This window comes from Streptomyces sp. NBC_00234, assembly GCF_036195325.1.
GTDB lineage: Bacteria > Actinomycetota > Actinomycetes > Streptomycetales > Streptomycetaceae > Streptomyces.
The window spans coordinates 316,935-338,294 of the sequence record NZ_CP108101.1; the positions used below are offsets into that span (position 1 = coordinate 316,935).

The following is a 21,360-nucleotide window of genomic DNA, read 5'->3' on the forward strand; positions in this document are numbered from 1 at the left end:
TGGAAGGCGACCCCGTGACCTCACTCATATCCACCCTCCGCGCGCACCGCTTCACGACCACCTGGGCCGTGGTGTGCCTCCTGGTCGCGACGTCGTTCGTGCTGGCCCAGTGGGCCACCAGGCCCGCTCCCGACCGGGAGGCCGGCCGCGAGGCACTGGCCACGGCCGGGAGTCTGCAGGACCTCGGCGTCCGTACGGTCGGGAACAAGCCGCTGTCGGACGGCCTCGACCTCGTCGCGGGTGATCTCGACGAGATACCGGGCGTCGAGGTCGCCCGGCAGGACGCCTCCGGCACGTACCGCTTCCACGACCGCGATGTCGCCTACACCGTCGAGAACGTGATAGCCCGTCAGCCGGGTGACAGCGACGACGCACTCCTGGTCAACGTCCACATCGACTCGGCCTTCGAGGGGGTCGGGGCGGCCGACGACGCCGTAGCGGCCGGAGCGGTGATCCAGGCCGCACGGCAGCTCGCGGGCGAGGACCGGCACCGGACGGTCATCTACCTGTTCAACGGCGGCGAGGAGGTGGGACTGACCGGCGCGGACGCGTTCACCCGCCACCCGTGGGCGAAGAACGTCCGCTGGTTCCTGAACCTCGAAGCCGTCGGCTCGGCCGGTCTGCCCATCCTCTTCCACGCGGGAGAGAACGACGGAACACTCATCGACCTCGCCGGCAACACGCCCCGCCCCTACGGTTCGATCCTCGGGCAGTGGCTGTTCGGCGCGGGGCTGATCAACTCGGACACGGACAGCCGGGTGTGGCGCGGCAAGGGCTGGTCGGGCCTCGACTACGCGGTGTTCGAGGACGGTTACGCCTACCACACCCCCCTCGACCGGGTCGAACGCATCGGTCCCGGGGTGGCGCAGGCCCTCACCGATCTGACGACCCAGGTCGCCACGGACGTGACGAGCGCACCGGACGTCGGCGACAAGAAGGCATCCCCCTACTACGTCGACATCCTGTCGCGCTGGTGGGTGACCCTCGACCCCCTGGTCATGAAGATCTGGACGCTCGCCCTGCTGCTGGCGTCCGCCGCGCTGACGTGGTGGGCCCGCCGGACCTGGCGGATCGAGGCCGGCCAGGTCGTCGCCTCCACGGCCGCCGCCCTGCTGGGCGTCGTGATCGCGGTGCTCGCGGGCGGGCTGGCGGGCGGCGCCGAGTGGCTCCTTGCCGGTTCGCACGCCTGGTACGCGCGACCGTGGCTCGTCTACGTCGTGCTGCTCCCCCTCGCACTCCTCGGCGCTCTCCTGCCGCAGCTCCTGCTGCACCGCCGTCGTGTGCGCCGCGCCGCCGGGTCCGAGGGAGGGGCGCCGGTCGACGGGACACGCACGGCGCTGCTGGCCAACGCCTGCGCGCTCGCGGTACTGGGTGTAGTGACCGCCTGGCTCGGCATGGGTCCCGCGTACATCCTGTGGGCCGGTGCCACGCTCATGCTCGCGGCGACCGGCTGCGCCATGGCGCTGCGCGGCGCGTGGCGGGCGCTCCCGCTGGTCGTGGGTGCCTTCGTCCTGTGCGTGCTGATCGCGCAGTTCGCCCACAACCTGCTGGGACTGGCGGTCCCGATGATGGGACGCCTGCCGACCGCGATCGCGATGGACCCCGTCCTGGGCGTCGTCGCCGCGTTCGTCGCGATCCCCCTGGCGCTGGTCTTCGCGCCCTTCGTGTTCTACGCCGGCCATCTGCGCCGGTACGTGTTCGCCACGGCGGCGATCACCGTGTGCGGACTGGTGATCGCCGGTCTGTCGTCCCCGTACAGTCCCGAACGCCCGAAGCTCGTCTCCGCGTTCCACGAGCAGCGTGACGGGGGGGACGCCCGGATCGTGCTGGAGGGACGGGATTACCACACCCCGCAGGAGCTGGGAATCCTGGACCGGGTCGCGGACGAGACGGGCATGGCGGTACGGGGGGACTCGCTCGCGGCTCCGAAGGTGGACGTCCCGGCCGCGGCCGTCGACTTCGCGACGGACGGCCCGACCGAGCCGGTCACGGTCACGATCGGTGCCAATGAGGCGAGCCTGGTACGGATCACCGTGACGGGCCCGGGCCTGGCCGTCGACGACCGCTCCTTCGACGGCACCGAGGCGGTGGTCGACGTCGTGGGCCGGTCCAAGGGCTACACCGCGAAGATCGAGCGCACCGGGCCGGTGGAGATCACGGTCGACCAGGTGTTCCTGGACACCGCGAGCGCGGTCGACCACGTGCTGGCCGCGCTGCCGGACTGGGCGGTCGGCCACGGCAGGACCGTGGTCCAGCGCACCTTCGCCGATCCCCGGGAGTGACACGGCACCCGGTCCCCGGCCCGACCGGCCCGGGGACCGGGACCGTACGGGCCCGGCGGCGTGTCATGCGAGGCTCGCGGGCCGGCTCCCCTTGTCCTCGGGCTGCTTCTCGCTGCGCGGAAGCAGCAGCGGGGTGGCCAGGAGGAGGATGCCGGCGGCCGCGAGCGCGATGCGGGGGCTGGTGACGGCTGCCAGCAGACCCCACACGGCGGTCAGTGCCGCGATGGCGAGGCTGCTGCTGATCGACCAGGCGGCCAGGGTACGGGCGACCCGGCCGGGGTCGGTGTGGTCGAGCCGGTAGGTGGCCAGCACCGGGTTGAACACGGCGCAGGAAGCGATCAGGCCGAACTGGACGGCGATCACGAGGACGATCCCCGGGACACCGGGCTGGACGAACGCCAGTCCGAGTGACCAGCACGCACGCAGGGTCCCGGCGGTGCGGATCACCTGGTGACGGCCGAACCGCGCCACGAGCCGGTGCGCGAGGCGTGAGCCGACGAGGCCACCGATGCACGGGGCCGCGAACACGAGGCCGTACTGCCAGGGTGCGTACCCGAGGTGGTCCAGCAGAAGGACGGCGAGCAGCGGCTCGGAGGCCATGATCAGGCCGTTGACCACGATCGCGTTCAGGAACAGCGGGCGCAGCGCCGGGTGGGTGAGGATGTGGCGCCAGCCTTCGAGCACCTCGCCCGCCGACAGCCGGGGTCCACGGGTCCGCGCGGGAGGCGGCTCGCTCCCGCCGATGGCGCGGAGGCCCAGGGCCGAGAGCAGATAACTGACCGCGTCGGCGACCAAGGTCGTCACCGGGCCGAACAGCCCGATCGCGGCCCCGCCGAGCGGTGGCCCGACCATGGTCGCGGTCCAGGTCGTGGACTCGAAACGGCTGTTCGCGACGAGCAGGTCCTCGGCCGGCACGAGGCCCTTCAGATACGCACCGCCGGCCGCCTTGAAGGCGATGTCGGCCGTGGCCACGACGGCGGACACGACGAGGAGCTGGGCGAAGCCGAGCCGGCCGAGCGCGTACGCGGCGGGGACGCTCATCAGCGCCGCGAACCGGGTCAGGTCCATCGCCACCATGACCGGCCGTTTGCGGCGGAACTCCACCCACGGGCCGAGCGGCACCGCCACCACGGCCCCCACCGCCCGTCCCGCGGCGGCCAGCGCCGCCACCTGGGCCGGCCCGGAGTCCAGCACGAGGACCGCGATCAGGGGAAACGCACCGAACCCGAGTCCCGTGCCGTACGAGCTGACGGCGAACGACGCCCACAACCATCCGAACTGCCGACCCAGCACCCGCCTGTCCGCCACGCCCCACGCACCCCTCGCCCGATCCGAACACCCTGACACCGACCTCGTGCATCAAAGCGGGTGGTGGACGCCGGGACCAAACGGGCCGCCTCGACGGGGCCCGATCGCCCCGGCGGGTAGCCTTCCCGCGTGCATCGCATCCTCGTCGCCGGCATCAGTGGGGCAGGCAAGACCACCATGGCGCGGCTCCTCGCCGATCGGCTCCGGCTGCCGTTCCACGAGATGGACGCACTGCACTTCGTCGGCCCGGACTGGGAGACCAACCCGGACCTGCACGACCAAGTGGCCGCTATCGCGACAGGGCCGGGGTGGGTCTTCGACTCCTTCGGCTACCCCGAGGTCCGCGATCTGCTGTGGGAGCACGCCGACACGGTGGTCTGGCTCGACTACCCGAGAACGGTCGTCATGCCCCGCATCCTGCGCAGGTCCTTGCGCCGGACCCTGCGGCGCGAGCGGATCTTCGGCGGCAACAGGGAACGTCTGGCCGAGTGGTTCAGGCGGGACCACCCGGTGTGGTGGGCCTGGTCCCAGCACGCCACGCGGCGGTCGGAGATCGGCTCGCGCACCCGCGATCCCCGCTTCGCGCCGCTCCGCGTCATCCGCTTCGACTCGCCCCGGCAGGCCGACGCGTGGGCGAGGACGCTGTAGGCGGGCGGAACGCGCCCGCGCTGCGGGCCGGGTCGCTGGAACAGCCGGGCCGAGATGCCGGAGTCCTTCCCGGCGCATAGCTTTCACGTGACTCGTCACGTCACGGGAGGTGCTGATGTCCACCCCAGCCCTCCCTAACGGTGCAGCCCCGCAGGCCGCGCAGCGCTTCACTCGCTCGGCGCGACGTGCCGTTCTGGTCTGCGTACTCGGTACGGCACTCCTGCTCGCCGCGCTGTCACCCCCCGCGTACGCTGGACACCGCGCAGCCGTACCCTCCGTGGAGCTGGGGACGTCGAACGGTCTCTACCGGTACAGCTACTCCCTGGGGTTCCACCCCTTCACCAGCCCGCACGAGGTACGCGAACAGCTCACCGGACACTTCTGGCTGTTCCCGGTGAGCGGCGACTGCCCGTCCCGCATCCGCGCGGAGGACGAGTGCGACCTGCTGGGCGCGAATCCGGTGCGGGTGGAGAAGATCGCCTACGAGTACGTACAGATCGCCACTCTTCCCGGGCACGATCTCGGCGACGGCCTGCACATCCGCTTCACGTTCACGCAGAGCCTGGGCTTCCACTATCTCGTCGTGAGCGCCTGGCAGAACAAGCCGACCCGGTGCACCGAGAAGCGGCTGTGCAACATCGCGAGCCGGGTGGGCGCCTGGGTGCTCTGGAGAGTGCTCGCCGAAACGCTGACCGTATCCGCGTACGTCGCCTGACCTGACTCGGCAGACCTCCTCGCCCGGGGAACCCGATGCGGGGTACGGACGTCTGCCCGGCACGAACGCGAGGAACCTCCCCGCGGCTCGCCGCATCCACCGAGGCGGCCCCTGTGAGCTGGGCCGGACACTGCGACGCGTGCTTCTGGCGGCCACCGGGACGACGACCAGGAGCCGGCCGCGTCGCGGACACCGCCTGAACTCCGCGCTGTCAGTGGGGTCTGGTGAGATGTCTCCATGACTGTTCACCACGTGGCCCGACAGCTGCCGGACATCCCCGCGCTGCGCGACCTCTGCCGTGCGATGGCGATGGTGGAGGCGATACTCCGGCCGGACAGCCCGTACCGCCGCCACGGCTTCGACGCGCGCTGGACCGCAACGCAGGAACTGGCGTGGATGGACAACGGAGGGGGCGACGAGTACTCCGTCGTCTTCTCGTCGGCCGGTGCGTACATCCGCGGGTTCGACCACACATCGCCTCTGAGCCCGTACGTGGGGGACGAGCAGCCATGGCCCGGGATCTTCGACGATGTCCCGGAGCCGTTCCGGGCGCTCACCCGGCACCCCGCGTTCGGGCTCGACGACATCCCCCATGTGACCGCCTGTCTGTGGCGCGAGGCGGCCGACAGCCGGTGGCTGACGGGAGACGTCGACTTCGACACCACCTCCACCGTTCCGGACGGTGCCGAGTGGCTGTTCGCGTTCCTCACCGACGGCACTCCCGAGAACTACACGAACTGGGCGGAGGGGTACTACGACATCCCCGTCGACCAGGCGGCGGTACGGCACGTGTTCGCCCTGCGGCCCCTCACGCCCGAGGTGGTTTTCGCCCTGAACTCCGAGGTGACCCTGGACGCGCTCGGGGACCACATCGCCTCCATCGGCTATCCGCAGGGCGCGGGGCGCGACACATGAGCGGCGGGCCCGCGGATCCCGAGCGCGCGGCACGGCTCCGTCGGCTGGCCGCCGCGATCGACGAGCGGATCGAAGCCGAGTACGCCGACTCCACGTGCGCGTGGACGTTCGCATGGACGGACGGGCCGACGGCCGAGCAGGTACGGCGCGCCGCCCGGGATGCGGAACCGGACGCCGCCCAGGGGCTCCGGTACGTTCGTCGGCTCTCGGAGGATGCCGTCGCCCTCGGGGCGATCCGGCTCGCCGTCGCCGCCTCCCCCGCCGATGCCCGCCGCCGCCCCGAGATCACGCCACGCGCGGTCGAGGACTTCTGGCAGGACGTGCCGCTTCCAGGCCCGTCCACGGAGCGCGAGCGTGTGCTCGTCTACGCGGTGATCTACCAGGTACGGGACGACCACCACCGTAACGAGGCCGCCCCGGACGACATCTGCGGTCTGATCGGTGACCTGGGTCTCGCGCCGCTCCTCCGGCGTGCGGGAGGAGCACTGACTCCGGTGGAGACCCTGACGGACCACTACGCCCCGACGCACGCCCATCCGGCCTGGCGGTACCGGCTCGCTCCGATGACGGCCGAGGCCGTCGTCCAGGCCGTCCGTGACGACCCGAAGGCGTCCAAGGAGCTCCTCGCGGCGGCCCTGACGCTGCTCCCCGGACTGCCCGGCTCTTCGGGCGGCGGCGCCGCCACCGCCGAACTCCGGGCGCGTCTCCACCGCCTGGAGGGGACGAACTGAAAGAGATCCCGGCGCGGTCCGTCCCCGCGCGGAGCGTCAGCCGTTCACACGGACGCTGCGGGGCCGGCCGGCCCGGGCTCGCCCGGGCAGGGCTTGGGCGTCTGCCTCGCGGAACCCGGCACGCCCGACCATGACGCGCTGCCTCCGCCGAACGGTACGAGAAATGCCGGGGTGGATTGGTGTTTCGACGTGCGGGACGACTCTCTCGTGGGAGACGGTGGACCCGCCCCCGTGTCGGCGGTCGTGCTCCGCGCGGTAGCCACTTCTGGCGGGGCGATCCGTTCTGCCAGGCGCTCTGGCATTTCTGAGGAGACTCTCCATGAACTGGACTCTCGAGGTCATCCCGGTCCCCGTCACCGACATGGACCGCTCGAAGGCGTTCTACGCGGACCAGGTCGGCTTCAAGGTGGACCTCGACGACGAGGTCGCCCCGGGCATGCGCATCATCCAGCTGACCCCGCCCGGCTCGCGCTGTTCCATCGCGATGCTCCACGGGATGCCCGCGGCCCCCGGGATGAAGGAGATGGCGCCGGGCACGCTGCAGGGCCTCCAGGTCTGTGTCACCGACATCGAGGCGGCCCGTGCGGAACTGGTGGACCGAGGTGTCGACGTCTCCCCCGTCCGCCACGTCGGCGCCACCGGCTGGGAGGACGGCAAGGGCGAGACCTGGAACTCGTTCATGTCCTTCGAGGACCCGGACGGCAACGGCTGGGTGGTCCAGGAAGCCCCGTCGGAGCTGTCGGAACGCTGAGGGAGCGGGCGCGGCGAGCCCGGCCGTGTCCGCCCGGTGGAATCATGCGGCGCCGCGCCCCGCGGCGCGGCATGATCCCGGCATGCTGATCACCCATGAAGGCTGCTCGCCGACGGTCCATCCCACCGCCTATGTCGCCCCGACCGCGACCCTGTGCGGGGACGTGCGCGTCGGGGCGGGATGCCGGGTGCTGTTCGGGGCCGTACTCACCTCCGAGGGCGGGCCGGTGGAGGTGGGCGACGGCAGCATCGTGATGGAGAACGCCGTCCTGCGCGGCACCCGGCGCGATCCGCTGATCCTGGGACGGCAGGTCCTGGTGGGTCCCACCTCCTGTCTGACGGGCTGCCGGGTCGAGGACGAGGTCTTCCTCGCCACCGGCAGCCGCGTCTTCAACGGAGCCCGTATCGGGACCCGCTCCGAGGTGCGGATCAACGGCATCGTGCACCTGCGCACCGTGCTGCCCGCCGACTCGACGGTGCCGATCGGCTGGGTCGCCGTCGGCGACCCCGCACGCATCCTCCCGCCCGACGACCACGCCACGATCTGGGCGGTGCAGAAGGAACTGGACTTCCCCGGCTACGTGTTCGGGCTGGACCGCCCGGCCGACGGCGAGAGCCTGATGCCGGCCGTCTCCGAGCGCTTCGGGCGGGCCCTCGGCCGTCACCGCGACGACCAGGAGATCTGAACCCCGGCGACCCGCCCGGCTCTCCGCTCCGAGGACGCGTTCACATCATCCTCGTGCGGGCCCGCCGGCGACCCGGGGCAGGCCCGTCACGGCCATCACGAGCGAGTACAACGAGGTGGTCGCCGTGATGAAGAGCCGGTTGTTCTTCGGCCCGCCGAAGGCGATGTTGGAGACCGGCTCGGGCACGTGCAGCCGGCCGATGAGGGTGCCGTCCGGGTCGTAACAGTGCACGCCGTCGTCGAACGCGGCAGCCCACAGCCGTCCCTCGTCGTCCATGCGGATGTTGTCGAACCCGCCGTCGGTACGCTCGGCGAACACCTTCCCGTCGGAGAGCGTGCCGCCCTCAGGCACGTCGAAGACGCGGATCTGACGCGCACGCGTGTCGGCGACGTACAACTGCCGTTCGTCCGCGGAGAAGACCAGGCCGTTCGGCCCACCGAAGCCGTCCGCGACCCGGCGGACCTCGGCGGTCACCGGATCGATCCGGTAGACGTCGCAGCTGCCGAGCTCGCTCTCGGCCCGATATCCCTCGTAGTCGCTGGTGATCCCGAAGTCGGGGTCCGTGAACCAGACCGAGCCGTCGGAGCGTACGACGGAGTCGTTCGGGCTGTTGAGGCGCTTGCCCTCGAAGCGGTCGGCGAGCACGGTCACACGGCCGTCGTGCTCGGTGCGGGTGACGCGGCGGTTCCCCTGCTCACAGCTCACCAACCGGCCTTCGCGGTCCAGCGTGTTGCCGTTGATGTGCCCGGCCGGTGAGCGGAAGACGCCGATCGCGCCCGTCGCCTCGTCCCAGCGCAGGAGACGGTCGTTGGGGATGTCGCTCCAGATCAACTGCCGCCAGGCGGGCAGATAGAGCGGGCCCTCGGCCCAGCGGCAGTCGGCGTGGAGGCGCTCCAGCCGGACGTCCCCGTTGGTGCACCTGCCGGTACGGAAACGCTCGTCCAGGACCTCGTACAGATTGTTGACCATCTCGCCGGACACAGTCCACCCCTCACCCGCTGGAACCGAATGCCGTTCAGTACAACCTCAATATGCCAGAACCAGATATGGTGTGGCCATGGGGATGGTGAACGGAATCGTGGACGAGACCGACCGCGCGCTGATCGCGGAGCTCCAGCGCGACGCCACGCAGGCGTACGCGGCGCTCGGCGCGGCGGTCGGCCTCTCGGCGGGCGCGGCTCACGAGCGCGTACGCAAACTGCGGGAGCGCGGCGTCATCCGCCGGACGACGGTGGAGGTCGAACCGGCCGCACTCGGGCAGGGCGTCCTCGCTTTCGTGATGGTCGACTCGTCGGCCTGGATGGGTGATTCGGCCGCGGCCTTCGCCGCCATCCCCGAGATCCAGGAGGCGCACGTCATCGCCGGCGCGGCCTCGGTCCTGGTGAAGGTGCGCACGGGCACGACCGAGCAGTTGCAGCAGGTCCTGCGCCGGCTGTACGCCATCGAGGGCGTGAGCGGGACACAGGCGACCGTCGCGTTGGAGACCTTCTTCGAACGGCCGGTCTCCGCCGGCTGACGCCCCGGGGTGAGGGGTGCACGGGCCCCGCACAGCCGCTGCGCATACCCTGCGGCCGTGGAACAGGCCGAAGAGAACATGGGCAGCGCCGTCAGCACTCAACTGCGGCGGCTCGTCCAGGACATGGGTATCGACGCGACGTGGGCCGACCGCGGCCACGCCGACATCGTCGAGGTGGTCATCGCCGAGCCGGGGGAAGATCTGGCACAGCTGCCCGGCGCTCTCGTGCTGGCCGTCGGTGCGCGCGGCGCCGACGCGGTGGACGCCGTGCGGGCGGCGAGCGGGGCCGGGGCCGTTGCCGTGGCTGTCAGGGCCGGCGCGGACGGGCGGTTGCCGGAGCCGGTACGCCGGGCCGCCGACGAGGCCGGCATCGCCGCACTGGGCATTCCGGACGGCGTTCGCTGGGACCGGGTGGCGGCGGACGTCCGCGGCCTGGTGGAGGGCGCGGCGCGCGGCCCCGCGCCCGACCGCCGAGGCGACCTCTTCTCGCTGGCCCAGACCGTGGCCACCCTGACGCACGGTGTGGTCAGCATCGAGGACGGGGCGCACCGCGTCATGGCGTACTCGGACTCCGGTGACGAGGCCGACGAGCTGCGCCGCCGTTCCATCCTGGGGCGCACCTGCCCCGAGCCGTACCTCGCGATGCTCCGGCAGTCGGGGGTCTTCCGGCGGGTACGCGACGGCCAGGACGTCGTCCAGGTCGAGGCGCGGCCCGAACTGGGGGGACGCCGCCGGCTCGCCATCGGCATCAACGCCGGCAGCCGGCCGCTCGGCACGATCTGGGTGCAGGAGGGGTCCCGGCCGCTCGCCGACCGGTCGGACGAGGCGCTGCGCGGCGCCGCCCGGCTCGCCGCCTCGCAGTTGGTCGACCACTGGTTCCACGGCGACTCGGCCGCCCGTCTCCCGTCCCGTGCGGGCCTCGCGCACGGTCTGCTGACCGGCCGGTTCAACTCGGCCGCACTCGCCGCGCACCTGGGGATCGCGCCCACCGCCACGGCTGCCGTCGTCGCGTTCGATCTGCGGGAGCCCGGAAGCAGTGATGCCACCTGGCGGGACGCCCGGCGGGCCGAAGCGGCCGAGATCGTCTCCGTACACGCCGCGTCCTACCGGCGCAGCGCCCTCGTCGCGGAGGCGTGCGGGCAGATCTACGCCATGCTGCCCGAGTCGTCCGCCTGCCCGCGGGGGGACGACGGGGCGCTCACGCGCTGGGCCGAGGATCTGGTGGGGGCGCTGCGCCGCCATCTGCGCACCCCGGTCCAGGCCGTGGTCGCAGGAACCGCCGCGCGGCTCGACGACATCCCGGACGTGAAGCTGCGCGGTCACCACGGTCTGCGGGTGCTCGCCCGCACCCCGGACCGGCAGGTCGCCACCCACGGCGACCTGACCGCCTCCCTCATGGTGCGCGACGTGGTAGACCTGCTGGCCCGCAGCCCCGGCATCCGCCATCCCGCCCTGGAGGAACTGGCCGGCCACGACGCCCGCACCGGGACCGAGTTGTGCCGCTCACTCCTCCAGTACCTGGACGCCTTCGGTGACGTGGCGGCGGCGGCGAAGGAACTGAACGTGCATCCCAACACCCTGCGCTACCGGATACGCAAGGCGGTCACCCTGACCGGCCTCGACCTGGACGATCCGGAGCACCGGCTCGCCGCCGTACTCCAGTTGAGGCTGTCCCTGGCACCGCCGGGCACCAGCCCGTTCCCCGGCGGGTGACCGGGAGCGGCCGGCCGAGCCCGGTGACCGGTGTGGCCTGATTCCGGCAGGGGCGACTGTCCAGTCGTACAGCCGAGGGCGTCCATCCCTGTCCGGCCGGACAACCAACGGACGGGCGGCGGTGGTTAGGTTCACATCCCGTTCGCGTTCTGCGACGGCGAGCCTCCACCTCCCCGAAACCGGAGCAGACCCATGACCGAATCCGTCGGCACGCCCCCACGGACCGCACCCGTGGAATCCGCCGAATCCCCTGCCGGCATGCGGCGCATCGCCACCGCGAGCTTCATCGGCACGGCCATCGAGTTCTACGACTACTACATCTACGGCACGGCAGCCGCTCTCGTACTCAACGAGGCGTTCTTCCCCGAGCTCTCGAAGACCGCGGGCACCCTGGCCACCCTCTCCACCTTCGCCGTCGGGTTCGCCGCACGCCCCCTCGGCGCGGCGGTCTTCGGCCACTTCGGAGACCGCGTGGGGCGCAAGGCCGTGCTCGTCGTCTCACTGCTGATGATGGGGCTCTCCACCGGTCTGATCGGCCTCCTCCCCGGATACGCCACGCTCGGTGTCTGGGCTCCGGTCCTGCTGGTGCTGCTCCGGGTGGTCCAGGGACTCGGGCTGGGCGGCGAGTGGGGCGGCGCGGCACTCCTCGCCGTCGAACACGCACCGAAGAAGAAGCGCGGCCTGTACGCGGCGGCTCCCCAAATGGGCTCCCCCGTCGGCTACTTCTTCGCCACGGTGACGTTCCTGCTGATGTCGACCCTCCTCGACGACGCCTCGTTCGCGAGCTGGGGCTGGCGCATCCCCTTCCTGCTCTCCTTCGTCCTCGTCGCGGTCGGCCTGGTCATCCGGCTGAAGATCTCCGAGACTCCGGCCTTCTCGAAGGTGGTGGAGCACCGGGAGACGACCAAGGCCCCGCTGCTGGATGCCTTCCGCCACCACCCGAAGGAGATGCTGCTCGGCGCGGGCATGATCACCGTGGTGTACGTGATGTTCTACACGGCCGCGACGTACTGCATGACGTACACGACCGGCACCCTGGGCATCCCGAAGAACGACATGCTCGCCCTCACCCTGGTCGCCGTCACCGTGCTCGGCCTGTCCACGTTCTTCGTCGCCCGCTGGTCGGACCGGGTCGGCCGCCGCAAGCTGATCATCGCGGGCGCCGCCTTCGGTGTGGTCTGGGGTGCGGTGCTCTTCCCGCTCCTGGACACCGGCAACTACGTCCTGGTCGCGATCGCGCTGAGCGGCGCCCTGCTCTGCATGGGCATCATCTACGGACCGGCGGGCGCCTACATGCCCGAGCTGTTCGGCACCCGTATGCGCTATTCGGGTGCCGGGTTCTCGTACAACCTCGGTGGTGTGCTCGGCGGCGCCGCGGCGCCACTGATCGTCACGGCGCTGGCCGAGGCGTACAGCCCGTCGGTGGGCGGCTGGTTCATGAGTGCCATGGCCCTGCTCTCGCTGGTCTGTGTCCTCGCCCTCCCCGAGACCAGGGAACGCGACCTCGACACGGTCTGAACACCGACCGCCGCCCGCAGGGACGTCCCCTCCTCGTGCGGCTCCCGCGGACACGGCCCGTACCGGGACTGCGGTACGGGCAGTGTTCCGGGTACGCCCCGGGGAGCCGGACCGCCGCTGTACGGACACAGTGGACGGAGACGACATCAGCGGAAGCGGAGACGCCATGGAGAGCAAGGACACCGGGACCGGGCTGCGCTGTCTGGTGACAGGGGCGACGGGATACATCGGAGGCCGGCTCGTGCCCGAGCTGCTTGACGCCGGGCACCGCGTGCGCTGCCTGGCGCGTACCCCCGAGAAGCTGCGGGACCAGCCCTGGGCGGACAGGGTGGAGACCGTCAAGGGCGACGTGACCGACGCGGAGTCGCTGCGCGCCGGCATGCGGGACATCGACGTCGCCTACTACCTGGTGCACGCGCTGGGCACCGGCGCCGGTTTCGAGGAGAAGGACCGCGAGGCCGCGCGGACCTTCGGCCGGGAAGCGCGGACCGCGGGCATCCGGCGCATCGTGTATCTCGGCGGACTCACTCCCTCGGACGTCCCGGAGACGGAGCTGTCCCCGCATCTCCGCTCCCGGGCCGAGGTCGGCCGCATCCTCCTCGACTCCGGTGTGCCGACCACCGCGCTGCGCGCCGCCGTCATCATCGGCTCGGGGTCCGCCTCCTTCGAAATGCTGCGCTACCTCACCGAGCGGCTGCCGGTGATGGTCACGCCCAGCTGGGTGTCGACGAGGATCCAGCCGATCGCCGTCCGCGACGTCCTGCGCTATCTCGTGGGCAGTGCCCGGATGCCGGACGAGGTGAACCGCACCTTCGACATCGGCGGACCCGACGTCATCACGTACCGCGACATGATGCAGCAGTACGCGCGGGTGGCCGAGTTGCCGCACCGGCTGATCCTGCCGGTGCCGATGCTGAGTCCGGGGCTCTCCAGCCACTGGATCGGGCTGGTCACCCCGGTGCCCCGGTCGCTCGCCCGCCCGCTCGCCGAGTCGCTGCGCCACGAGGTGGTGTGCCACGAGCACGACATCGCCCGCTACGTCCCCGACGGGCCCGGGCAGCCCTTCTCCTTCGACACCGCGCTCGCCCTCGCCCTGCAGAGAGTCCGCGAGGCCAACGTGACCACCCGGTGGTCCTCCGCGTCGACGCCGGGCATTCCCAGTGACCCGCTGCCCACCGACCCGGACTGGGCGGGCGGCAGCCTCTACAGCGATGAGCGGGAATGCGACGTCGATGCCACGCCCGCGGCGCTCTGGCGCGTCATCGAGGGCATCGGCGGCGACAACGGCTGGTACTCGTTCCCGCTGGCCTGGGCCGTGCGGGGCTGGCTCGACCGGATGATCGGCGGCGTGGGACTGCGCCGCGGCAGGCGGGACGCGGCGCGGCTCAGGGTCGGTGACTCACTGGACTTCTGGCGGGTCGAGGAGATCGAGCCCGGGCACCTGTTGCGGCTGCGCGCCGAGATGCGCCTGCCGGGTCTGGCCTGGCTGGAGATGTACTGCGAGGAGGGCCCGAACGGACGGGCCCACTACCGGCAGCGGGCGGTCTTCCACCCGCGCGGGCTGCTGGGCCACGCCTACTGGTGGAGCGTCTCCCCGTTCCACGCGGTCGTCTTCGGCGGCATGGCGCGCAACATCGCACGCGCGGCCACCACTGCCACGCCACCCACACAGGTGAAATCCGCGGCACTTCGCTGAACCGCGCATCCGGGAGGCCCGGTGGAACAGAAGGGTGTCACTGTTCCGCTTCGAGTCCCACCAGAGGTGCCACCATGACCGTCGCAGTCGTCCTGTTCACGTCCAATCTGCGGCTGCACGACAATCCGCCCCTGCACACGGCCATCGGCGCGGCGGACGAGGTGGTTCCGCTGTTCGTCCTGGACGAGGACATCGCGGACTCGGGTTTCGGTGTGCCCAACCGTCGGGCCTTCCTCGCGGACTGTCTGCGCGACCTCGACGCCGGCCTCCGTGACCGGGGAGGACGCCTGGTGATCCGCTCGGGCCGGCCGGCCGAGGAAGTCTGCCGTGTCGCCGCCGAGGTGTCGGCCCACGACGTGTACACGGCCGCGGGAGTGACGGCGTACGCGCACCTGCGCGAGGAGCGGCTCCGCACCGCGCTGGAGGCGCAGGGTCGCCGGCTGCACGTCCACGACGGCGTGGTCACCGCCGTCGCCCCGGGCGCGGTGACCCCGACGGGCTCGGGTTCCGACCACTTCGCGGTGTTCACACCGTACTTCCGGCGGTGGTCCGGAGAACCGGTCCGGGAGGCGTTCCCGGCACCGCGTGCCGTACGCGTCCCGGACGGCCCCGGATCGGAGGCCGTCCCCTCCCGTACGGCCGTTCCGGGTGTCGCCGAAGGGCTGGCCCCGGGCGGCGAGACCGAGGCACGCAAGCGGTTCACCGCGTGGCTGAGGCACGGAATCACGGAGTACGAGGACCTTCACGACGATCTCGCGGGCGACGCCACCTCACGGTTCTCCCCCCATTTGCACTTCGGCACCCTCTCCCCCGTCGAAGTGATCCACCGGGCCCGCGCGGCGGGCGGTGCGGGCGCCGACGCCTTCGTACGACAGGTGTGCTGGCGGGACTTCCACCATCAGGTCCTCGCCGCCCGTCCGGCCGCCGCGCACGCCGACTACCGGGCTCGGCAGGACCGGTGGCGCACCGAGCGGTCAGCGGCCGACGAGATCGAGGCGTGGAAGGAGGGCCTGACCGGCTACCCGGTCGTGGACGCCGCCATGCGGCAGCTGCGTCACGAGGGATGGATGCACAACCGCGGACGTCTGCTCACCGCGAGCTTCCTCGCCAAGACCCTGTACGTCGACTGGCGGATCGGTGCGCGGCACTTCCTGGACCTGCTGGTGGACGGCGATGTCGCCAACAACCAGCTCAACTGGCAGTGGGTGGCCGGCACGGGCACGGACAGCCGGCCCAATCGCGTGCTCAACCCCGTACTCCAGGGCAAGCGGTACGACCCCGAGGGCGCGTACGTACGCCGCTGGGTGCCCGAGCTGAGCGGGATCGAGGGCGGTGCCGTGCACGAGCCGTGGAAGCTGACGGGGCTGGACCGCGCCCGGTACGACTATCCGGAGCCCGTCGTGGAGCTCGCCGAGGGGCTTGCGCGGTTCAAGGAGGCACGCGGTCTGTCGTGAGGCACCCGGAAGAGCTGCTCATGAGCCACCGGGGAAGCGGCCCGGAAGCCGCCGGGAGGGCTGCCCGTACCCGCGATCCCGCCGCCCGTACCGCATCCCTTTCGTACGACTGGGGCCGTGGTGTTGTCCTCGGTGGAGCACGACGGCCCGCCGCCGAGGATCTAGCGTCTCGGGAACCACCCCGAGGCGAGGAGCGGCACGTGAACTGGCTCATCCATGACTACCGCGAGGACGATCTGGCGGCGGTCGTCCATCTCATCGACACGACGGCGGACCTCGGCCAGGAGTCCGTCTTCCCGCTCGCCGAGTGCATCAGCGCCCTGACCTCCCGTCAGCCCGCGGTGGTCGCCGTCCACCGCGGCCGGCCCATCGGCGCGGCGCTGGCCCATGTGTCCGGCGGCCGGGCCTGGGTGATGCGGATCGCCATCGAGCCGGCCTGGCGCGGCCGGGGCCTGGCCAGCGCACTGCTGGTGGAGCTCGAACGCCGGCTGATCGAGGCGCGGGTGCGCCGCATCGCCTATGTGCTGGCGGAGGAGGAAATGCTGGGTGAGGGGCTGCGGAAGGCGGGGTACACGCGGCGGCCCGCAGTCGCCTACTTCGAGAAGGCAGAACCGGCCACGGGCACCCCGGCCGACCTCCTGACGGAGCTGGGCGGGCGGGTGCTGTCCGGTGACCTGTGGGACAAGGTGGCCGGCATGGAGGCGGAGAAGAGTCTCATCGAGCGCCGTGTCGTCATGCCGCTGGCCGAACCCGAGCGGGCGGCCCGGCACGGCGTCGTACCGCCCCGAGCCATCACCCTGTTCGGCCCGCCGGGCACCGGCAAGACCACCTTCGCCCGGGCCATCGCCTCGCGCCTCGGCTGGCCCTTCGTCGAGCTTCTGCCGTCCCGCCTGGCCGACGAGGGCAATCTCGCCGCCGCACTGCGCACGGCGTTCGCCCGGATCGCCGAGCTGGAACGGGTGCTGGTCTTCATCGACGAGGTCGAGGAGATAGCACCCGTACGCGGGGAGCGTCCGGAGCCCGGCATGCATGGCGTCACCAATGAACTCCTCAAGCTCATCCCCGGCTTCCGGGAGCGGGACGAGCGGCTTCTGGTGTGCGCCACCAACTCCATCCGGTCCCTCGACCCGGCCTTCCTGCGGCCGGGCCGGTTCGACTACCTCGTCCCGATCGGCACCCCGGACGCCGCGGCCCGTGCGGCGATCTGGTCGCGGTATTCGGCCCGGCGGGACGACGTCGACGTGGACGCGCTGGTCGCGGCGAGCGAGCTGTTCACCCCGGCCGACATCGAACACGCGGCCCGGACGGCGGCCCAGGCCGCCTTCGAACGCGACTTCGCCGAGGCCGGCGCGGATACCGGGGACTACCTCGCCGCCCTCGGCCAGTGCCGGCCGACCGTCACCCCGGCCGTCGTCGCCGAGTTCGCCGCCGACATCACCACGCACGCCCGGACCTGAGAGGACATGGGGCTGCTCGGCGCCATCGTGCCCCCGTACGGACCCGGCCCGTCGGCGCGTCATGACGGAGCGGGGCAGCTCGCCGGGCAGACTTTCCCCATGGCCAACGTAACGAAAGCAGTCCTCGAAGGCGGCCCCGACGATCTTCCGGAGCGGATCGTCCCCGTCGACGAACCCGGGCTCGACATCAAGATCCCGTTCCGCGGCGGGTACGAGCACTTCAAAGCGACGGACCGTCACGAGGAGACGGACAAGGGTCAGTTGCCCGTGTACACGTGGTGGGAGCGCACGGAGGTACCCGGCTGACCGCAGCCCGACCGATACGTTGCGGACACTCCCGACAGGCCCTAGCGCTCCAGTGCGCAGCCGGTGGCTGCCCGCGCATAGGAGTGCAGCGCGCTGATCACCTCCGGCCGCGACCGCCGGCCGGCAAGCACGTCCATCTGGTAGCCGTCCTCCATCGCCACGAAGTTCGAGGCGGTCATGCGCGTCGTGTCCGACAGCGTGAAGTGGCCCTGGGACTCGCCGAGCACCAGGATTCCCTGGTAGACCCCGATCTGGCGCTCCGTCAGAACGCTGTCGAGGGCAGCGGCCTTCGGGTCCCGCAGGGTGCGGGGCCAGTACTCGAAGAGAAGTCGTGGCAGCTGGTCCTGCGGGCCGGCTGCCACGCCGGACGCGATGCAGGTACGCAGCCGGTCCCGCGCGTCCGTGTGCTGCTCGGCAGCCGCGTCGCGGTCCCGGCAGAACCGCTCGATGGCCTGCTGGAAGGTCTCGTACATCAGCGCGTCGAGGTCTTCGTAGTAGTAGAGGACCGCCGCGGGCGTGACACCCGCCTCCTCGGCCACGTCCCGCAGCCGCAGCCCTTCGAGGCCCCGGCTCAGCAGTGCCCGTCCGGCGGCCTCGCTCAGCTGCGCCCGCCGCGCCTCCTGGTCCTTGCGCCGTGCCACCGCGCCCCTCGCTCTCTCATTCACTGAAGCAGAACGAAAAGATACCTCTCCAGGGCTTGACCGCGCCATCGGCGTTTCGTTAAATCACCGTTTAACGAATCGAGGTCGCCTCGTGCCACCTCCTCCTGGAAGGCAGTCATGACCACAGACGCCGTCGGGGCCGCACCGGAGCCCCCGCCCCACGCCCCACCACTGACCGAGAAGGGACTGCGGGGCGACTCCGTCGGCCTGCTCGCCACGGTCGCGCTCGGACTGGCCTCCGTGGCCCCGGCGTACAGCATCGCCATCACTCTGGGCCTGGTGACCCTGGTGGTCGGCGATCTCGCCCCCGCCGCCCTGCTCCTCGGCTTCGTCCCGATCCTGCTCACCGCGTTCGCCTTCCGGGAGCTGAACCGGGAGATGCCCGACTGCGGAACCACCTTCGTATGGAACACCCGCGTCTTCGGCCCCGCCTTCGGCTGGCTCGCGGGCGGCTGGACGGTCCTGTGCGCCACCGTCATCGCCATGACCGCGCTCGCCCAGGTCGGCGCGTCCGCCCTGCTCGGCTTCCTGGGCCTGGACGCGGCGGCCGGCAGCACCCCGGCCGTCACCGCCGTCGCGGTGCTGCTGCTCGCGCTGGCGGTCGCCGTCGCCTACCGAGGGATCCAGCTCGCCGCCCACGTCCAGTACGCGATGCTCGGGCTCCAGCTCGTCGCCCTGCTCGCGTTCGGCGTCACGGCGCTCGCCCGCGACGGTGCGGCCTCCCCGTCCCTGAGCTGGCTCGACCCCTTCGGCTTCGACAGCTTCGCGTCCTTCTCGGAGGCGGTCCTGCTGTGCCTCTTCATCTACTGGGGCTGGGACGCGCTCATCACCTTCAACGAGGAGACGGTCGACAGCGCGCGCACCCCGGGCAGGGCGGCCGTGACATCCACTCTGATCCTGCTCGTCACCTACCTGTTCACCGCCTTCGCCGCGGTCTCCTTCGCCGGCACCGGGAGCTCGGGGCTCGGACTGGGGAACGAGGAGACGGCCGCCGATGTCCTCACCGGTCTCGCGCCCGCGGTACTCGGCGACGGCCTGGCCTCACTGGTACAGCTCGCCATCGGGGTCTCGGCCGTCGGCGCCCTGCTGACGTGCACGGTCTCCACTCCGCGCGCCACGCTGTCCATGAGTGCGCACGGCGCCCTCCCCGCCGCCTTCGGCCGCATACATCCCCGCTTCCGGACCCCCGCATTCGGCACGGTGTTCTTCGGCGCCGCGGCGGCCGTCGTGCTGACTCTCCTCACGCTGGTCTCCGCGGACTTCCTCGGCGACGCCGTGCTCTCGGTCGGCCTGCTGATCGCCTTCTACTACGGCGTCACCGGACTCGCCTGCGCCTGGCACTTCCGCGGACACCTGCGCCGCTCCCCGCGCGACCTGCTCGTCAAGGGCGTCATGCCGGCCACGGGCGGCCTGATGATGCTGGCGGCCTTCCTGCGCAGTGCCTACGACATGCTCGACCCCGCCTACGGCTACACGTCCCTTGGCGGTGTCGGCGGAGTCTTCCTGCTCGGCGTCGGCTCCCTCGCGCTCGGGGCGGTCGTCATGCTCCTCATCCGCTCCCGCCACGCCCGCTTCTTCCACCACGGCCGTACGTCCGTCGTCACCCTGCCCGCCACGGAGAACTGAACACCCATGCGCACACTCGCCATCGCCGCCGTCCAGACCACCCCCGTACCGCACGATCTGCGCGCCACCTGGGAGCGCTTTGCCGACCGGGTACGCGCGGTGCGCGACACCTTTCCCCATGTGCAGCTCGTTGTCGTGCCCGAGCTGATGCTCGCCGCCGAGGCGCCGCTGCTCCAGGCCCGCGCCGACTGGATGCGGGAGGCCGCCGTGGCGATCCCGGGCCCGCTCACCGACCGCGTCTGCGCCCTGGCCCGGGAGACCGGTCTGTGGCTGATACCCGGCAGCCTCTACGAGCGGGCCGACGACGGGAACACGTACAACACCGCCCTCGCGGTCTCCCCGGCAGGCGAGATCGTGGCCCGGTACCGCAAGATCTTCCCGTGGCAGCCGTACGAACAGGCCAGCCCCGGCAGTGAGTTCGTCGTCTTCGACCTGCCCGGGATCGGACGTGCCGGCCTCGCCGTCTGTTACGACGGCTCGTTCCCGGAGACCGCCAGGCAGCTCGCCTGGCTCGGCACCGAGGTCATCCTCCAGCCCACGCTCACCACCACGCGCGACCGGGACATGGAACTGGTCTGCGCACGTGCCAACGCCTGGACCAATCAGCTCTACGTCGTCAATCTCAACGCGGCCGACCCTGCCGGTGTCGGCGCCAGCGCCATCGTCGACCCCGAGGGGACCGTGCGCCAGCAAGCGGGGACGGGCGAGGAGGTCCTGGTCGACGTCCTCGACCTCGACACCGTCGCCCGGGTCCGCGCGTACGGCTCCGCGGGACTCAACCGCCCGTGGGCACAGCTCGCCCGCTACGGCGAGCGGATCCACCTGCCGATGTACGGGGGAACGTTCCGGCCGACCCCGCACCACTGAGCCACACACAGCACGAAAAAATACACCAATACGGACTTTTCAAAGCATTCAACCCTGATGGCCCGTAGAGCACTTTTCGCCCGAATCGCGAAGACTCCCCACGGAGCAAATCACCCTTTTCGGACGCAGTGGCCAGCGTCACGTCCGGGATTTCCGAAGCGTCGGCGCCCCACCCGCATCCCTTCTGCGGGAAGAGAGTTGGCTTCGCGGTTCGGGTGAATTCATCGGCGATCCCGCTCATCGATCTTGTAAATGAATTGTGATCAGGAATTCGGGACTTGTCCCCTTCGGCATTTCTCGCCTACGGTCACCGTCAATCCGGATGGAACGCCGAATCCTGCCGCCGTCCGGAAAACCGGACCTACTCACGCCCGGCAGGAGCGGGGGACCCAGGTAAGTTGCCGATCCGTTATGCGGAACGGCTTGGGGTTAAGTCGCATGCACATGCGGCCAGGCATCTCCAGCCTGAACCCGACAGCTCACCTCGCAGGCGACGGAGAGGAATTCGCC

The 21,360-nt window shown here is 71.2% G+C and carries 19 protein-coding genes and 1 riboswitch; of the genes, 16 read left to right on the top strand and 3 right to left on the bottom strand.

The window, feature by feature from the left end; all coding sequences use genetic code 11:
- Positions 1-14 precede the first annotated feature (14 nt).
- Positions 15-2,282, top strand: a complete 2,268-nt coding sequence (locus tag OG230_RS01465) for a M28 family peptidase (protein ID WP_328908289.1) — start codon at positions 15-17, stop codon at positions 2,280-2,282.
- Between the two features lie 63 nt (positions 2,283-2,345).
- On the opposite strand, the gene OG230_RS01470 is transcribed toward OG230_RS01465, so the two are convergent.
- Complete coding sequence (locus OG230_RS01470; RefSeq protein WP_328908290.1) at positions 2,346-3,590, bottom strand: MFS transporter; 1,245 nt, start codon at positions 3,588-3,590, stop codon at positions 2,346-2,348.
- 129 nt (positions 3,591-3,719) lie between these two features.
- On the opposite strand from OG230_RS01470, the gene OG230_RS01475 reads away from it, so the two are divergent.
- The 6 genes from OG230_RS01475 to OG230_RS01500 all read left to right on the top strand — a co-directional run bounded on the left by OG230_RS01475 (position 3,720) and on the right by OG230_RS01500 (position 8,035).
- Positions 3,720-4,238 carry an AAA family ATPase gene (locus OG230_RS01475; RefSeq protein ID WP_328908291.1) on the top strand — a complete coding sequence of 173 codons (519 nt, stop codon included), beginning with the start codon at positions 3,720-3,722 and terminating at the stop codon, positions 4,236-4,238.
- A 115-nt stretch (positions 4,239-4,353) separates the two neighbouring features.
- On the top strand, positions 4,354-4,953 hold the full coding sequence (locus OG230_RS01480; RefSeq protein WP_328908292.1) for a hypothetical protein: 600 nt from the start codon (positions 4,354-4,356) through the stop codon (positions 4,951-4,953).
- Between the two features lie 237 nt (positions 4,954-5,190).
- On the top strand, positions 5,191-5,868 hold the full coding sequence (locus OG230_RS01485; protein ID WP_328908293.1) for a hypothetical protein: 678 nt from the start codon (positions 5,191-5,193) through the stop codon (positions 5,866-5,868).
- Positions 5,865-6,599, top strand: coding sequence for a hypothetical protein (locus OG230_RS01490; RefSeq protein ID WP_328908294.1), 735 nt, complete (start codon positions 5,865-5,867; stop codon positions 6,597-6,599). Before OG230_RS01485 ends, OG230_RS01490 begins: the two co-directional genes overlap by 4 nt.
- Positions 6,600-6,918: 319 nt before the next feature.
- A complete protein-coding gene (locus OG230_RS01495) occupies positions 6,919-7,350 on the top strand; it encodes a VOC family protein (RefSeq protein WP_328908295.1) in 432 nt (143 codons plus the stop codon).
- Positions 7,351-7,432: 82 nt separating this feature from the next.
- Positions 7,433-8,035: a gamma carbonic anhydrase family protein gene (locus OG230_RS01500; protein ID WP_328908296.1), complete on the top strand. Its 603-nt coding sequence runs from the start codon at positions 7,433-7,435 to the stop codon at positions 8,033-8,035.
- Between the two features lie 45 nt (positions 8,036-8,080).
- On the opposite strand, the gene OG230_RS01505 is transcribed toward OG230_RS01500, so the two are convergent.
- On the bottom strand, positions 8,081-9,004 hold the full coding sequence (locus OG230_RS01505; RefSeq protein WP_328911646.1) for an SMP-30/gluconolactonase/LRE family protein: 924 nt from the start codon (positions 9,002-9,004) through the stop codon (positions 8,081-8,083).
- 109 nt (positions 9,005-9,113) lie between these two features.
- On the opposite strand from OG230_RS01505, the gene OG230_RS01510 reads away from it, so the two are divergent.
- The 7 genes from OG230_RS01510 (at position 9,114) to OG230_RS01540 (ending at position 17,695) form a co-directional block, all read left to right on the top strand.
- A complete protein-coding gene (locus tag OG230_RS01510; protein ID WP_328911647.1) occupies positions 9,114-9,551 on the top strand; it encodes an Lrp/AsnC family transcriptional regulator in 438 nt (145 codons plus the stop codon).
- Positions 9,552-9,608: 57 nt separating this feature from the next.
- Positions 9,609-11,264 (top strand): PucR family transcriptional regulator, encoded by a 1,656-nt coding sequence (locus OG230_RS01515; protein ID WP_328908297.1) that lies wholly within the window; start codon positions 9,609-9,611, stop codon positions 11,262-11,264.
- A 192-nt stretch (positions 11,265-11,456) separates the two neighbouring features.
- Positions 11,457-12,782, top strand: a complete 1,326-nt coding sequence (locus tag OG230_RS01520; protein WP_328908298.1) for an MFS transporter — start codon at positions 11,457-11,459, stop codon at positions 12,780-12,782.
- Positions 12,783-12,948: 166 nt separating this feature from the next.
- The gene (locus OG230_RS01525) at positions 12,949-14,478 is read left to right on the top strand and encodes an SDR family oxidoreductase (RefSeq protein ID WP_328908299.1); all 1,530 of its coding nucleotides are present in this window, start codon (positions 12,949-12,951) and stop codon (positions 14,476-14,478) included.
- A 74-nt stretch (positions 14,479-14,552) separates the two neighbouring features.
- A complete protein-coding gene (locus OG230_RS01530) occupies positions 14,553-15,932 on the top strand; it encodes a cryptochrome/photolyase family protein (protein ID WP_328908300.1) in 1,380 nt (459 codons plus the stop codon).
- 200 nt (positions 15,933-16,132) lie between these two features.
- Complete coding sequence (locus OG230_RS01535; RefSeq protein WP_328908301.1) at positions 16,133-17,389, top strand: ATP-binding protein; 1,257 nt, start codon at positions 16,133-16,135, stop codon at positions 17,387-17,389.
- A gap of 99 nt (positions 17,390-17,488) precedes the next feature.
- A complete protein-coding gene (locus OG230_RS01540) occupies positions 17,489-17,695 on the top strand; it encodes a DUF5988 family protein (protein WP_328908302.1) in 207 nt (68 codons plus the stop codon).
- A 41-nt stretch (positions 17,696-17,736) separates the two neighbouring features.
- Here OG230_RS01540 and OG230_RS01545 read toward each other — a convergent pair whose 3' ends face one another.
- Positions 17,737-18,336 (bottom strand): TetR/AcrR family transcriptional regulator, encoded by a 600-nt coding sequence (locus OG230_RS01545; RefSeq protein WP_328908303.1) that lies wholly within the window; start codon positions 18,334-18,336, stop codon positions 17,737-17,739.
- A gap of 138 nt (positions 18,337-18,474) precedes the next feature.
- Here OG230_RS01545 and OG230_RS01550 point away from each other — a divergent pair, with 138 nt between their 5' ends.
- Together OG230_RS01550 and OG230_RS01555 are read left to right on the top strand one after the other, a co-directional pair.
- Positions 18,475-19,983 (top strand): APC family permease, encoded by a 1,509-nt coding sequence (locus OG230_RS01550; RefSeq protein WP_328908304.1) that lies wholly within the window; start codon positions 18,475-18,477, stop codon positions 19,981-19,983.
- A 6-nt stretch (positions 19,984-19,989) separates the two neighbouring features.
- Positions 19,990-20,850 (top strand): carbon-nitrogen hydrolase family protein, encoded by an 861-nt coding sequence (locus OG230_RS01555; RefSeq protein WP_328908305.1) that lies wholly within the window; start codon positions 19,990-19,992, stop codon positions 20,848-20,850.
- 352 nt (positions 20,851-21,202) lie between these two features.
- A riboswitch (cyclic di-AMP (ydaO/yuaA leader) is annotated at positions 21,203-21,358 on the top strand.
- The last annotated feature ends 2 nt before the right edge of the window (positions 21,359-21,360 follow it).

Excerpts from the sequence above, each read along its gene's own strand:
- OG230_RS01530 (WP_328908300.1), top strand. The coding sequence starts at position 14,553 with ATGACCGTCGCAGTCGTCCTGTTCACGTCCAATCTGCGGCTGCACGAC.
- OG230_RS01495 (WP_328908295.1), top strand. The coding sequence starts at position 6,919 with ATGAACTGGACTCTCGAGGTCATCCCGGTCCCCGTCACCGACATGGAC.
- OG230_RS01480 (WP_328908292.1), top strand. The coding sequence starts at position 4,354 with ATGTCCACCCCAGCCCTCCCTAACGGTGCAGCCCCGCAGGCCGCGCAG.
- OG230_RS01525 (WP_328908299.1), top strand. The coding sequence starts at position 12,949 with ATGGAGAGCAAGGACACCGGGACCGGGCTGCGCTGTCTGGTGACAGGG.
- OG230_RS01540 (WP_328908302.1), top strand. The coding sequence starts at position 17,489 with ATGGCCAACGTAACGAAAGCAGTCCTCGAAGGCGGCCCCGACGATCTT.
- OG230_RS01550 (WP_328908304.1), top strand. The coding sequence starts at position 18,475 with ATGACCACAGACGCCGTCGGGGCCGCACCGGAGCCCCCGCCCCACGCC.
- OG230_RS01505 (WP_328911646.1), bottom strand. The coding sequence starts at position 9,004 with ATGGTCAACAATCTGTACGAGGTCCTGGACGAGCGTTTCCGTACCGGC.
- OG230_RS01490 (WP_328908294.1), top strand. The coding sequence starts at position 5,865 with ATGAGCGGCGGGCCCGCGGATCCCGAGCGCGCGGCACGGCTCCGTCGG.
- OG230_RS01520 (WP_328908298.1), top strand. The coding sequence starts at position 11,457 with ATGACCGAATCCGTCGGCACGCCCCCACGGACCGCACCCGTGGAATCC.
- OG230_RS01500 (WP_328908296.1), top strand. The coding sequence starts at position 7,433 with ATGCTGATCACCCATGAAGGCTGCTCGCCGACGGTCCATCCCACCGCC.
- OG230_RS01555 (WP_328908305.1), top strand. The coding sequence starts at position 19,990 with ATGCGCACACTCGCCATCGCCGCCGTCCAGACCACCCCCGTACCGCAC.
- OG230_RS01485 (WP_328908293.1), top strand. The coding sequence starts at position 5,191 with ATGACTGTTCACCACGTGGCCCGACAGCTGCCGGACATCCCCGCGCTG.